The following is a 13,388-nucleotide window of genomic DNA, read 5'->3' as shown; positions in this document are numbered from 1 at the left end:
CTCATGATGAACCCTTTTTCATGGCTCCAGATGACAAACATGATCTCATATCAGGGACTTGTTCGCACCTTCCCTAGCTCTCACCGTGCCCTGGTAACGGCCTCAACGGAGCTGGTTGTCGCGTGAGTCATACTAATCGGCGGGTGAAAAAACAGAAGGGGGAGCCGTTGAAAACCGGCGCAACGTCATAAATCGGGACCTCAAGAGGGCATTTATTGTTTGGTTTTGTTAAACGATAACTAGTCATCGAATAGAAAAATCAAACAATATGGGCATGGTTTCTGGCCGTGCTGGCTTGTCTGGAGGCTGGTGGGGAGTGAGTTGGGGCAATATGGGGGGGCTTCCCGGTTTCCCCGATTTGCCGGGAATTGGTTTGGCAATCATGGTGTGATCTGGGTTGTGGGGATAGGGGAGGTTGCCGCTCAGTGCAGTGCCCCGACCGGGGTGATGTTGGGCCGTCAGGCACTGTGGCGGGATCGGCCATTGGCGCCCGGGGCCGGCTCGGGTATAGTCCTGCGCCAACAAGATAGGTTCGGATGGAGGCGTCGGCGCCGCTTCAGACAAGCGGGCCGAATCACTCCTTCGGCGCGGCTTTAAAGGATATCCCCATGAAATTCAGTCCCCTGCTCGATGAGATGATGAAGGCGCTGCAGGTCTTGCCGGGCGTGGGCCCCAAGTCCGCCCAGCGCATGGCGTTCACCCTGCTGGAGCGCGAGCGCAGCGGCGGTCTGCGCCTGGCCTCCCTGCTCAATCGGGCGCTCACCGAAATCGGTCATTGCAGCCACTGCCGCACCTTTACCGAGAACGATCGCTGCGAGATCTGCGCCAATCCCAAGCGCGAGGAGAACGGCCTGCTCTGCGTGGTGGAGAGCCCGGCGGACGTGGCGGCCATCGAGCAGACCGGCCAGTTCTCCGGCCGTTATTTCGTGCTGATGGGCCACCTGTCGCCCCTTGACGGCATAGGCCCCGAGGAGCTGGGGCTCGATATCCTGGAGCGCCGCCTGCAAGAGGAGCAGATCAAGGAGCTGATCCTCGCCACCAACCCCACCATCGAGGGGGATGCCACCGCCTGGTACATCGCCGACATGGCACGCACCGCCGGGGTGGAGGTGAGCCGCATCGCCCATGGCGTGCCGGTGGGCGGGGAGCTGGAGCTGGTGGATGGCACCACGCTCTCCCACTCCCTGATGGGGCGCCAGCGCCTGAGCTAAAGACGCCACGGACCCCACCCCGGCCCTCCCCTTGGCAGGGGAGGGAGCAATGGATCCTGCCCCACTCCTCCCTTTGGCAAGGGAGAAAGCAACGACCCCCTGCCCTCCCTTTGGCAGGTGAGAGCAAGGCTGACCCCGCTATTGGCTCCACGCTCGATCCCAATCTGACCCCTTCGCCAGACATGGGATGGCAGTGCACCTCCCCCTTGTGAAGGGGGAGGTCGGGAGGGGGTTGCCTGTGTGGGCCAAGCGAGGGGCCGGTGTGCAAATTTGCTCTCAAGTTTGCACGCAAGCCCCTTGATATTTGAAAGGCCAACCCCATCTAGCTTGGGAATCTGTTCAACCCGACGTTTTGAGGACTGGTCGATGACCCAAAGTGTTCACGCCGAAACCCACGGCTTTCAGACTGAAGTCAAACAACTGCTGAGCCTGATGGCTCACAGCCTCTACTCCAACAAAGAAGTATTCCTGCGCGAGCTGATTTCCAACGCCTCCGATGCGGCGGACAAGCTGCGCTTCAAGGCGCTTTCCGATGCCTCTTTGTTCGAAAACGACGGCCAGTTGCGCGTGCGCCTGGTGGTGGACAAAGAGAACAAGACCCTGACCATTTCGGACAACGGCATCGGCATGACCCGTGACCAGGTGATCGAGCACCTGGGCACCATCGCCAAGTCTGGCACCGCCGAGTTCTTCAAGAACCTCTCCGGTGACCAGGGCAAGGACTCCCAGCTGATCGGTCAGTTCGGGGTGGGCTTCTACTCCGCCTTCATCGTGGCTGACAAGGTGACCGTCATCTCCCGCGCCGCCGGCAGCGAGCCGGGTCAGGGCGTGCAGTGGGAATCCGAGGGGGAAGGCTCCTTCACCGTGGCCGACGTGACCAAAGAAGGCCGCGGCACCGACGTCATCCTGCACCTGCGAGCCGAGGAGGAGGAGTTCCTGGACGACTGGCGCCTGCGCTCCGTGGTCAGCAAATATTCCGACCACATCAGCGTGCCGGTGGAGATGTTCAAGGAGGGCACGCCGGATCGGGAAGAAGACGGTGAAACCATCGTCGGCACTCCGGGGGAGTGGGAGCAGGTCAACCGCGCCACCGCGCTCTGGACCCGCAACCCGAAGGACATCAAGGACGAGGAGTACCAGGAGTTCTACAAGCACGTCGCCCACGACTTCGAAGATCCGCTCCTGTGGGGTCACAACCGGGTGGAAGGGGCCCAGGAATACACCAGCCTGCTCTACATCCCGGCCCGCGCGCCGTTCGATCTCTACAACCGCGAGCAGAAGCACGGCCTGAAACTCTACGTGCAGCGCGTCTTCATCATGGACGACGCCGAGCAGTTCATGCCGACCTACCTGCGCTTCGTGAAAGGGGTGCTGGACTCCAACGATCTGCCGCTCAACGTCAGCCGTGAAATCCTGCAGGACAACAAGGTGACCGCCTCCCTGCGCAAGGCCTGCTCCAAGCGCGTGCTCACCATGCTCAACAAGCTGGCGAAAGACGATGGCGAGAAGTACGCCAAGTTCTGGAGCGAGTTCGGCAATGTGCTCAAAGAGGGCCCGGCCGAGGATTACGCCAACCGGGAAGAGATCGCGAAGCTCTTGCGCTTTGCCAGCACCGCCGGTGAGGGCGAAGCCCAGACCGTGTCGCTGGAGGATTACGTTGGCCGCATGAAGGAAGGTCAGCAGAAGATTTACTACATCACCGCCGACTCTTATGCCGCTGCCAAGAACAGCCCGCACCTCGAGATCTTCCGCAAGAAGGGCGTCGAAGTGCTGCTGATGTGGGAGCGGGTGGACGAGTGGCTGATGAGCCACCTGACCGAGTTCGACGGCAAGCAGCTGGTCTCCGTCACCCGTGGCGAACTGGATCTCGGGGATCTGGAAGACGACGCCGCCAAGCAGGCGCAGGAGGAGGCCGAAAAAGCCAACGCCGGTCTGGTGGAGCGGGTCAAGAAGAGCCTCGGGGAGGCGGTGAAAGAGGTGCGCGTCACCCACCGTCTGACCGACTCGCCGTCCTGCATCGTCACCGACGCCCACGGCATGAGCACCCAGATGATCAAGCTGATGCGCGCCGCCGGTCAGCCGGTGCCGGAGCAGAAGTACATCCTGGAGCTCAACCCCGACCATGCCCTGGTGAAGAAGCTCGGCACCATCGAGGATGAGAGCCTGTTTGGCGAGTGGGTCTCCCTCCTGCACGAGCAGGCCCAGCTGGCGGAGCAGGGCGGTCTCAATGATCCGGCGAGCTTCGTCTCCCGTATCAACCGTCTGCTACTCCAGGCGTGATGTGATTGTGATTGGCCCACTGCATGACAGTGGGCTTTTTTTTTGGCCGTTCCCCTCTGGTGCGCTGCTGCATTTTCAATCATTTTTCGTGGTCGTCGTCTGCGTCTTTGGTCGCAGAGACGGGGCGGGAGTGTGGTGATAATCTGGCCACTCACACGGGGCGAGCTTGTTAATACGGGCGAAAACGTGTAGTTTTTTGCCTTCTCAAGAATTGAATAACCAATCAACTAGGAGCGTGTATGCGCATTGTTCTGTTGGGAGCTCCGGGCGCCGGCAAGGGTACCCAGGCTCAGTTCATCATGGAAAAACACGGTATTCCGCAGATCTCCACCGGCGACATGCTGCGTGCGGCGATCAAGGCGGGTACCGAGCTGGGCCTCAAGGCCAAAGCCGTGATGGACGCAGGTCAGCTCGTCTCCGACGACATCATCATCGGCCTGGTCAAAGAACGCATCGCGCAACCGGATTGCGCCAACGGCTTCCTGCTGGACGGCTTCCCCCGCACCATTCCCCAGGCGCAAGCCATGAAGGATGCCGGTGTGACCGTGGACTTCGTGCTGGAATTCGACGTGCCGGACGAAGAGATCGTCAAGCGCATGAGCGGCCGCCGCGTGCACTCCGGCTCCGGCCGTACCTACCACGTGGTGTTCAACCCGCCGAAAGTGGAAGGCAAGGATGACGTGACCGGCGAGGATCTGGTGATCCGTGCCGACGACGAAGAGACCACAGTGCGCAAGCGTCTGGATGTCTACCATCAGCAGACCGCGCCGCTCATCGGTTTCTACGGCAAAGAAGCGGAAGCGGGCAACACCCGTTACGTCAAGATCGACGGCACCCAGCCGGTGGATCTGGTCAGCCAGCAACTGGCCGCCATTCTCGGTTAAGCCATTCAGGGCCGGCAGGACGCAGCCGTTCGCCGGTTGGCGACGAGGGTGAGAAAAGGGTCCATACCGGGCCCTTTCTTGCATTCCATTCCCACGACACAGAACGACAGGATGCTAACGTGACCACGAAAACCGGGATCTTGCTGGTCAATCTGGGTACCCCGGCCGCGCCGACCACGGCGGCGGTCAAGGCGTTTCTCAGCCAGTTTCTGCACGATCAGCGGGTCGTCGACCTGCCGCGCTACCTCTGGTGCCCCTTGCTTCACTTCATCATCCTGCCGACCCGCTCCCCCAAGGTGGCCAAGCTCTATCAGCAGGTGTGGACCGAGCAGGGCTCCCCCCTGATGGTCATCAGCCAGCAGCAGCGCGCGGCCCTGGAGCATGAGCTCAAGCGGGAAGGGGTCGAGGTGCCGGTGGCGCTCGCCATGACTTATGGCGCCCCGTCGCTGGCCGATGGCTGGCAGGCCCTCAAGGCCCAGGGGGTCAACCGGGTGATCCTGCTGCCGCTCTATCCCCAGTATTCGGTCAGTACCACTGCCTCGGTGTTCGACGCCTGGGCCAGGGCGATGAAAACCGAGCGCAATCTGCCGGTGGTGCGGCTCATCCGCGATTACCATGCCCACCCGGAGTACATCCAGGCGCTGGCCATGAGCGTGCGTCGCCACTGGGAGCTGCACGGCCAGGGGGAGCATCTGCTGATGTCCTTCCACGGCATTCCCGAGCGCTACGAGCGGGAAGGGGATCCTTATGGTCATCAGTGCAGACGCACCGCCGCCCTGCTGGCGGAGGCGCTGGGGCTGGCCCCGGAGCAGTGGACCGCGAGCTTCCAGTCCCGCTTTGGCAAGGAGGAGTGGCTCAAGCCCTACACGGACCTGACCGTGGCCGAATTGCCCTCTCGCGGCGTCAAGCGGCTCGATGTCATCTGCCCGGCCTTCTCGGCGGATTGCCTCGAGACCCTGGAGGAGATCCAGGTGCAGAACCGGGAAATCTTCATGGCTGCCGGTGGCGAGCAGTTTGAATACATCCCGGCCCTCAACAGCGATCAGGCCCATATCCGCATGATGGTTTCCCTCATCTGTCGCGAGCTGGCATGATGGCCGTTCTCATCCGGTGCCCGACGTGGCGGACGTTCGGATTCAACGATAAAGGAGTGTCCTGATGATGCATATCACGCTGATTTACGCCGGCCTGCTCGGGCTCTTGTTCCTGCTGCTCTCCTTCTGGGTGGTCAAGCGCCGCGCCCAGTTCAGGGTGATGATAGGGGAGGGGGAAGCCCCCGAGATGCTGGCCGCGATCCGCGCCCACGGCAACTTTGCCGAGTACGTGCCCCTCACCCTGCTGCTGATGGCCCTGTGCGAACTGGCGGGGGTCGGGTCGCTCTGGCTGCACCTGGGCGGTGTGCTGCTGCTGGTGGGTCGCATCCTGCATGCCATCGGCATCCAGATCCCCAGGGCTCCCAACATGCCGCGCCTCTTCGGCACCCTCTTCTTCTGGCTGTCGCTGGGGATGTTCTCGGTGCTGGCCCTGGTGCAGGGGCTCTCGGCAAGCTGAATGTCATCCCGCACACCACCCCGTCACGGGGTGGTTTTTTGTGGCAGGCAAGTCAAACGTTTTCCTCGCAAGCCCTTGTCTATACTGACCTCAAAATTCAATCGTGCGACTTTTCGGCGTGGTGGATTGTGTTAAAATCCCGCCCCTCTTTTCCCCAGAGCACAGAAGATTGCCATGAAATTTCCCGGTCAGCGCAAGTCCAAACACTACTTCCCGGTCGACAGACGTGATCCCCTGATCCCGCAGAATTCCCAGCTCACCGAACTGGGCAAGGCCTATGTAGTGGGCATCGATCAGACTCTGGTGGATATCGAAGCCCATGTGGACGAAGACTTCCTGAACCGGTACGGCCTGAGCAAGGGCCACTCCATGCTCATCTCCGACGAGGTGGCGGAGATGGTCTACGACGAGCTCAAGGCCAACAACATGGTGGTGAGCGAATTTGCCGGTGGCACCATCGGCAACACCATGCACAACTACTCCGTGCTGGCGGACTCCCACTCCATCCTGCTTGGCGTCATGAGCCAGGACATCCGCATCGGCAGCTATGCCTACCGCTATCTGTGCAACACCTCCTCCCGGGTCAACCTCGACTACCTGCAGCCGGTGGACGGCCCGGTCGGGCGCTGCTTCACCTTCATCACCGAAGGGGGAGAGCGCAGCTTTGGCATCAACGCCGGCAAGATGGATCACCTGGATGTGGACCACATCCCCGAGACCATCATCAAGGAGGCCTCGGCCCTGGTGATCACCGCCTACCTGGTGCGCGGCGCCGACGGCACGCCCATGAAGGAGGCCGCCATGGCCGCGGTGCGCTATGCTCGCGAGGCCGGGGTGCCCGTGGTGCTGACCCTGGGCACCCGCTTCGTCATCGACGAGAATCCCCAGTGGTGGCGCGATTTCATCAGCGAGAACGTGACCGTGCTCGCCATGAACGAGGACGAGGCGGAGGCCCTGACCGGGATAAAGGATCCCCTCGGCGCGGCCGACAAGGCGCTGGACTGGGCGGACATGGTGCTCTGCACCGCCGGCCCCATCGGCCTCTACATGGCGAGCTACACCGACGAGGACTACAAGCGCGAGACCACCCACACCCTGCTGCCCGGCGTCATCCCCGAGTTCAACATGTACGAGTTCAGCCGCCCCATGGCCCGGGACAAGTGCCGCAAGCCTGCGCGTATCTACTCCCACATCTCCCCCTACATGGGCGGCCCGGAGAAGATCAAGAACACCAACGGGGCAGGGGACGGGGCGCTGTCCGCCGTGCTGCACGACATGGTGGCGAACGCCTACCACCGCATGAACGTGCCGAACTCCGCCAAGCATCTCTCGGAATTCCTGACCTACTCCTCTCTGGCCCAGGTGTGCAAGTACGCCAACCGGGTGAGCTACGAGGTACTGGCCCAGAGCAGCCCGCGCCTCTCCCGCGGGTTGCCGGAGAAGGAAGACAGCCTGGAAGAGGTGTACTGGGAGCGGTGATACCTCTTCCTGTCGACCACGAGAAAGGGTGCCACTGGGCACCCTTTCTTGTTTTTGGGGCTGGATCATGTTTTTGGCATCGCTTTTGCTGACATCGTGGACAGCCCGCGTCGCGGCGGCATACCTTGTGTTAAGGATATGTAGCTGCTGCGGGGCGAGGGTATGTTGAGACAATGGAGTATCGGTCGGCGTCTGTCGCTGGTGACCCTGATGGTGCTGGCGCTGCTGGGACTGCTGCTGTTCTTCTGCCTGCAGATCTATCAGCAGGGGCTGATGGGTGAGAAGAGCCGCCAGACCCAGGCCCAGGTGGAGACCGCCTACAGCCTGGTGGCGGGGCTGGAAGCCAGGGTGCGCAAGGGGGAGCTGGACGAGGCGAGCGCCAAGGCCGAGGCGCTGGCGCTGATCAAGGGGTTGCGTTACGGCAACGATGACTACTTCTGGATCAACGACAGCCACCCCACCATGGTGATGCACCCCATGAAACCCGAGCTGGACGGCAAGGATCTCTCCGGGGTGGAGGACAAGCAGGGGCTCAGGCTGTTCGTCGCCTTCGCCGATCTGGCCCGGGCCCAGGGCGCGGGGGAGGTGGCCTACTACTGGCCCAAGCCGGGGGTGGACGAACCGGTACGCAAGATCTCCTACATCAAGCGCTTCGCCCCCTGGGACTGGATCATCGGCACCGGCGTCTATGTGGACGACGTCGAGGCCCAGTACCGGGAGGTGCTGCACACCCTGCTGGGGATCGGGCTGGTGCTGGCCCTCCTGCTGTTTGCCGTGGTTGGCCTCATTGTGCGCAGCATCGTCGTGCCCCTCTCCCGCTCGGTCTCGGCCCTTGGCAACATCGCCAGGGGGGAGGGGGATCTGCGGGTACGTCTGCCGGAGTCTGGGCGTGACGAGCTGAGCCAGCTCAGCATCAACTTCAACCTCTTCGCCAGCCAGATGGCGCAGCTGGTGGCCCGCAGCCAGCAGATAGCGGATCAGAACCGGGTGCATGCCCACCAGCTGGCCGAGGTGGTGGAGCGTACCGGCGCCATCGTCACCGGCCAGGAGCAGGATACCCTGCGGGTGGCCAGCGCCATGGAGCAGATGACGGTGAGCAGCCGCGAAGTGGGCCAGCACGCGGCCCAGGCCGCCGACGCGGCGGATTCGGCCCTCAATCTGGCCCAGCATGGCCGCGAGGTGGTGGTCCAGACCCGGGAGTCCATCAGCCAGTTGGCGGACGAGATGGTGGAGACGGTACAGGCGGTGAGCCGCCTCGAGCAGGAGACTCAGCAGATTGGCTCCGTGCTCGACGTCATTCGCGGGGTGGCGGAGCAGACCAACCTGCTGGCCCTCAACGCCGCCATTGAAGCGGCACGGGCCGGGGAGCAGGGGCGCGGCTTTGCGGTGGTCGCCGACGAGGTGCGTACCCTGGCGACCCGCACCCACAGCTCCACCGACGAGATCCGGCAGATGATCCAGCGGCTGCAGGAGGGGGCCGGCAAGGTGGTCAGCGGCATCAGCCAGTTGCAGCAGCTCTCCCGCGCGACGGCGGACAGGGCCGGCGATGCGGATGTCGCCATCAATGCCATCGATGGATCCGTCCACACCATTACTGCCATGAATGGGCAGATTGCCACGGCGGCGGCGGAGCAGAGCCGGGCGGCGGAGGAGATCAACCAGCGGCTGGTGGCCATCACCCAACTGGCGGCGGATGCCCTGGCCCAGAACCGGCTGACCGAGCAGGCATCCGGGCAACTGGCGCTGGCCTGCGACGAGCTGGGGGCCCTGGTGGCGAAATATCGCATCTGACGGCCTTTATCCCCGCTTTTTCGGGATAAGGCTTGAGTCTGGGGGGCTTTTGGGACACCATCTGCCCCATTCTCGGCCAGCCCTGGCCGACAGCCTGCCATTGCTTTGCAAGAGAGAGACCCCATGAGCAAACTAACTGACAATCTTGACGCCAATTTCCAGCTGTTCATCGAAGAAGTCCGCGAGTCGGGTCAGGTGTGGGGTCTGCGCTACGGTGAAGACTGGGTGGTGTGCCGCTCCGCCGAGTTCGAAGATGCGGACGTGATGCCGCTCTGGTCCGCCGAAGGGGATGCCCGCCTGCACTGCGTGGACGAGTGGGCGGATTACGAGCCGGAAGTGATCGAGCTCGAAGAGTTCCTGGACATCTGGATCAACGATCTGGACGAGGATGACGTGCTGGTCGGCCCGAACTGGAACGCCGATCTGGAAGGCCAGGAGCTCGAGCCCATCGAGCTGGCCAAGGCGCTGGTGGAACTGGACGCCTGAGTCTGCCGTCCTGCCGGATTGTGATGAACCGGCCCCCTTCGGGGGGCCGGTTTTTTTATGGCCGCCATGGGCCATGAATAGGCGATTTGCCTTTGCACCCGTCCCGGGGATGGGTCATCATCAACCCTTTGCCGATCGGGAGGTGCCATGTTTGTCTTTGACGTGACCACGAAGGCGGGGGCGCAGGGGAGGATCCAGGTGCAGGCGCTGGACTGGAGCCAGAGCGGCCCGGTGAGCTTTCAGTGTGACAGCGACGAGCTGGCCCTGGTGCTGCTGAGCGGGTGCCGCTGCGATGCCGTGGGGTACTTCAATCTGCTGGGGGGCTGCAAGCCGCTCTACGTGGAGCAGTGGCTCACCTATTTGCAGGAGCGTGGCCAGCTGGAGAAGGTCACGGCCCGCCAGGAGAGCCCGTCCCAACCCGATTACCTGACCCGGGCCGGGCTGGCGGACGACGAGCTCAATGCCCTGCTCGGCCAGATCTACAAGGTGGCCGGGTTCAACCGCCTGCAGATCAACCGCTACCTCAAGCATCGCCACAACCCGACCATGCTGGCGACCCGTTACGATCAGAAGGAGCTGGAGCGTTATCGCCAGCTCAACGACATCATTCTGACCCTGTTGAAGCTGAAACCGTCTCCGTGAAGATCCCCATCTGACCGATCTCCGGTCCCAGCCCCTGGGGCCGGGCGATGAGGTAGCCCTGCAAGCCGTCCACATACATGCTCTGCAGCATCTGCTTCTGGCCTATCTGTTCCACCCCTTCCGCGATCACCAGGCAGCCCATGCGATGGGAGACGTCGACGATCATCCGCACGAACTGCTGGTTGGTGAGATCCTGCTCCAGCTCGGTGATGAGACCGGGATCCAGCTTGATGTAGTCGGGTTTGAGCTCGCGAAACAGGCTGAAGGAGCCGATCCCCTTGCCGAAGTTGCAGATGGCCGAGCGGCTGCCGTGGCGCCTGAGCAGCTCGAACAGCCGCCTGGACCCGGTCAGGTTGCGCTCCAGGTGCTCCTCGTCGAGCTCGAACACCAGGTTGGCCCCGATGTCGGGGTCTTTTTGCAACTGGTGATCCAGCCAGATGAGAAAGGCACTGTTTTGCAGCAGGGAGCCCGGCAGATTGAGACCCCATCGGCTGTTGTGGCCTCCGAAGGCGCGGTATTGGCGGATGACATGGCGGATCACCATCTGGGTCAGGCGCAGTACCATGTCCAGCCGCTGCGCCATGGCGAGCAGGGTATCGCTTGGCAGCACGGTGCCGTCGCTGCTGCTGAAACGGGGATAGATCTCGTGATAGGCGAGCATGCCGCGATGCAGGGGCTGGATGGGCTGGCAGGTGAAGCTGACGCTCTCCTGCTCCAGCAGCTCGGTCAGCACCTGGGTCCAGTGACGCTGACCCTGCACCTCGACCACCTCGTCGTTCTGCTGGATGGCCCAGCCATTGACCACCTCCGTCTGGGCGCGGGCCAGCGCGAGATCCGCCCGGGCCAGAATGGCCTCTATCTTCTGCTCGCTGCTCAGGCGGGTCATGCCCGAGTAGGCGGCGCTCTCGAGCTCGTGATCGTGCTGATAGCGATCGAAGGCGAGCTTCAGATCCCGTCCCAGCAGATGGGGCGGGATCTGGGCCAGGGGGGGCAGCAGGACGGCAAAATCGGCCCCCGAGATGCGATAGACCCGGTGGCCCGGGAAGCGGTTGACGGTGTGGCTGATGAGGGCGGCGATGTCCCGGATGTAGGCATCCCCGGACTGGAAGCCGCGCTGGGCGTTGAGGGTCCCGAGCTCGGTGGCGCGGATGAGCACCAGGATGGCGGTCTGGGTGTTTTCCTGTTGCAGCAGCTCGGTCAGATCGCGCCGGAAGGCGTGGCGGTTGCCAAGGCCCGTCATCTCGTCCCGGGTCGCCTGATTGTGCAACTCGGTGATCTGGCGGTGGGCATCGATCTCGGCCTCATTGAAGGACGCAAGGAGCTGGCGCAGAGCCGTTTGTGCCTGTACGCTGTCGAGCATGGCGGGATCCCGCTGCTGCAGCGCCAGCAGCCAGCGTTGCTCCTGCCTCGCCTTTTCCCCACGGCGCACGCTGTGGGTGAGAAAGAGCAGCAGGGCGAATCCCGTCAGGGTGGTCATCAGGACCAGCAGCAGGGTGAGCGGTGAGGCGGGGGGGGCGAGCAGCACTCCCTGCAACAGCAGCATGGGAATGCAGACCAGTGCGCTGACCAGCAGCAGGTTTCCCTCATGTTTATTCAACATCGTTTCATCCTTGATGATGTTCATGATGTAGAAATTCTAACCAAGTCGCTGGCGCAAAACATGAGTACTCACGCAACTCCACGATAAAGCGCCGGCGGAATGCAACTAAATGTGAGTGAAAACACTTTCATGGTCTGTAAAAAAAGCGAAGATGGGTTGAAAACAGCCCCAACAGAGCAGAGGTAGATATGTTGCTAGAACCCGTAGACACCGCCAAAGCACGGCAACTATTGAATCAGAGTATGGCCTTGGTGCTCGCAGGGGGACGGGGCAGCCGCCTGAAGCAGTTGACCGATAACCGCGCCAAGCCCGCCGTCCACTTTGGCGGCAAATTCCGTATCATCGACTTCGTGCTCTCCAACTGCATCAACTCCGGCATCCGCCGGGTGGGTGTGGTGACCCAGTACAAGTCCCACAGCCTGTTGCGCCACCTGCAATCGGGCTGGTCTTTCCTGCGCTACCAGATGAACGAGTTCATCGACTTGCTGCCCGCCCAGCAGCGGGTGGACGAGGTGCACTGGTATCGCGGCACCGCAGATGCCATCTACCAGAACGTCGACATCATCCGTGACTACGGTCCCAAGTACATCGTGGTGCTGGCGGGGGATCACATCTACAAGATGGACTACGCTGCCATGCTGCTCGATCACGTGCGCCTCGGCGCCAAGGTGACGGTGGCCTGTATCGAGGTACCGCGCTGCGAGGCATCGGCTTTCGGCGTGATGGACATCGACGAGCAACGCAAGATCCGCACCTTCGTGGAGAAACCGGCCAATCCGCCCGCCATGCCGGGCTGCGAGGATCGCTCGCTGGCCTCCATGGGCATCTACATCTTCGAGGCGGAGTACCTCTACCAGTTGCTGGAAGAGGACATCCACAACCAGGAGTCCAAGCACGACTTCGGCATGGACGTGATCCCGCGCATCGTGGGGGAGGGCAAGGCATTTGCCCACCCGTTCAACATGTCCTGTGTCGGGGCCAAGGAGGGGCAGAAACCCTACTGGCGCGACGTGGGGACCCTGGATTCGTTCTGGGAGGCGAACATGGACCTTGCCTCCGTGGTACCGGAGCTCGACATCTATGACGAGAACTGGCCCATCTGGACCAGCCAGAACATGTCGCCCCCGGCCAAGTTCGTGCAGGACAGAAACGGCCAGCACGGCATGACCATCAACTCCATGTTTGCGGGGGGCTCCATCGTGAGCGGCTCCTTCGTGCTCAACTCGGTGCTGTTCACCAACGTGCGGGTACACTCCTTCTGTACCCTGGATCAGGCGGTGATCTTCCCCGGGGTCGAGATCGGGGCTGGTTGCCGCTTGCGCCGGGTGGTGGTGGACAAGGGGTGCAAGCTGCCAGACGGCCTGGTGGTGGGGGAGAATGCGGACGAGGATGCACGCCGCTTCTACCGCTCCGAGCAGGGCATCGTGCTGGTGACCAAGCCGATGCTGGCCAAGCTCGGCTAAC

11 protein-coding genes are annotated in these 13,388 nt (G+C 62.5%); 10 read left to right on the top strand and 1 reads right to left on the bottom strand.

The features are described from left to right. The first annotated feature begins 608 nt into the window (after nt 1-608). The 9 genes from recR (at nt 609) to PG887_RS14940 (ending at nt 10,324) form a co-directional block, all read left to right on the top strand. The gene (gene recR / locus PG887_RS14980) at nt 609-1,211 is read left to right on the top strand and encodes a recombination mediator RecR (protein ID WP_010674419.1); all 603 of its coding nucleotides are present in this window, start codon (nt 609-611) and stop codon (nt 1,209-1,211) included. A gap of 366 nt (nt 1,212-1,577) precedes the next feature. Further along, the gene (htpG, locus tag PG887_RS14975) at nt 1,578-3,491 is read left to right on the top strand and encodes a molecular chaperone HtpG (protein ID WP_270822112.1); all 1,914 of its coding nucleotides are present in this window, start codon (nt 1,578-1,580) and stop codon (nt 3,489-3,491) included. A gap of 239 nt (nt 3,492-3,730) precedes the next feature. Then, entirely contained in the window at nt 3,731-4,375 is a 645-nt protein-coding gene (gene adk / locus PG887_RS14970) for an adenylate kinase (protein WP_010674422.1), read from the top strand. 119 nt (nt 4,376-4,494) lie between these two features. Next, complete coding sequence (gene hemH, locus PG887_RS14965) at nt 4,495-5,469, top strand: ferrochelatase (protein WP_270822111.1); 975 nt, start codon at nt 4,495-4,497, stop codon at nt 5,467-5,469. A gap of 64 nt (nt 5,470-5,533) precedes the next feature. Continuing rightward, on the top strand, nt 5,534-5,926 hold the full coding sequence (locus PG887_RS14960) for an MAPEG family protein (RefSeq protein WP_042017277.1): 393 nt from the start codon (nt 5,534-5,536) through the stop codon (nt 5,924-5,926). Nucleotides 5,927-6,100: 174 nt separating this feature from the next. Next, nucleotides 6,101-7,405 carry an inosine/guanosine kinase gene (locus PG887_RS14955; protein WP_042863723.1) on the top strand — a complete coding sequence of 435 codons (1,305 nt, stop codon included), beginning with the start codon at nt 6,101-6,103 and terminating at the stop codon, nt 7,403-7,405. 162 nt (nt 7,406-7,567) lie between these two features. After that, complete coding sequence (locus PG887_RS14950) at nt 7,568-9,196, top strand: methyl-accepting chemotaxis protein (RefSeq protein WP_039038910.1); 1,629 nt, start codon at nt 7,568-7,570, stop codon at nt 9,194-9,196. Between the two features lie 123 nt (nt 9,197-9,319). Next, nucleotides 9,320-9,682, top strand: coding sequence for a DUF2750 domain-containing protein (locus tag PG887_RS14945; protein ID WP_010674427.1), 363 nt, complete (start codon nt 9,320-9,322; stop codon nt 9,680-9,682). Nucleotides 9,683-9,829: 147 nt separating this feature from the next. Beyond that, the gene (locus PG887_RS14940; RefSeq protein WP_010674428.1) at nt 9,830-10,324 is read left to right on the top strand and encodes a hypothetical protein; all 495 of its coding nucleotides are present in this window, start codon (nt 9,830-9,832) and stop codon (nt 10,322-10,324) included. On the opposite strand, the gene PG887_RS14935 is transcribed toward PG887_RS14940, so the two are convergent. Further along, nucleotides 10,287-11,924, bottom strand: coding sequence for an EAL domain-containing protein (locus PG887_RS14935; protein WP_270822108.1), 1,638 nt, complete (start codon nt 11,922-11,924; stop codon nt 10,287-10,289). The genes PG887_RS14940 and PG887_RS14935 overlap by 38 nt on opposite strands. Before the next feature lie 188 nt (nt 11,925-12,112). Here PG887_RS14935 and glgC point away from each other — a divergent pair, with 188 nt between their 5' ends. Then, nucleotides 12,113-13,387, top strand: a complete 1,275-nt coding sequence (gene glgC / locus PG887_RS14930; protein WP_069784837.1) for a glucose-1-phosphate adenylyltransferase — start codon at nt 12,113-12,115, stop codon at nt 13,385-13,387. Nucleotide 13,388 lies beyond the last annotated feature (1 nt).

Origin of the sequence: Aeromonas sp. QDB14, assembly GCF_027707845.1 — a bacterium.
Lineage (GTDB): Bacteria > Pseudomonadota > Gammaproteobacteria > Enterobacterales > Aeromonadaceae > Aeromonas > Aeromonas caviae.
This window is presented reverse-complemented; position numbering and strand designations above follow the sequence as displayed.

Excerpts from the sequence above, each read along its gene's own strand:
- recR (WP_010674419.1), top strand. The coding sequence starts at position 609 with ATGAAATTCAGTCCCCTGCTCGATGAGATGATGAAGGCGCTGCAGGTC.
- htpG (WP_270822112.1), top strand. The coding sequence starts at position 1,578 with ATGACCCAAAGTGTTCACGCCGAAACCCACGGCTTTCAGACTGAAGTC.
- adk (WP_010674422.1), top strand. The coding sequence starts at position 3,731 with ATGCGCATTGTTCTGTTGGGAGCTCCGGGCGCCGGCAAGGGTACCCAG.
- PG887_RS14960 (WP_042017277.1), top strand. The coding sequence starts at position 5,534 with ATGATGCATATCACGCTGATTTACGCCGGCCTGCTCGGGCTCTTGTTC.
- PG887_RS14955 (WP_042863723.1), top strand. The coding sequence starts at position 6,101 with ATGAAATTTCCCGGTCAGCGCAAGTCCAAACACTACTTCCCGGTCGAC.
- PG887_RS14950 (WP_039038910.1), top strand. The coding sequence starts at position 7,568 with ATGTTGAGACAATGGAGTATCGGTCGGCGTCTGTCGCTGGTGACCCTG.
- PG887_RS14945 (WP_010674427.1), top strand. The coding sequence starts at position 9,320 with ATGAGCAAACTAACTGACAATCTTGACGCCAATTTCCAGCTGTTCATC.
- PG887_RS14940 (WP_010674428.1), top strand. The coding sequence starts at position 9,830 with ATGTTTGTCTTTGACGTGACCACGAAGGCGGGGGCGCAGGGGAGGATC.
- PG887_RS14935 (WP_270822108.1), bottom strand. The coding sequence starts at position 11,924 with ATGTTGAATAAACATGAGGGAAACCTGCTGCTGGTCAGCGCACTGGTC.
- glgC (WP_069784837.1), top strand. The coding sequence starts at position 12,113 with ATGTTGCTAGAACCCGTAGACACCGCCAAAGCACGGCAACTATTGAAT.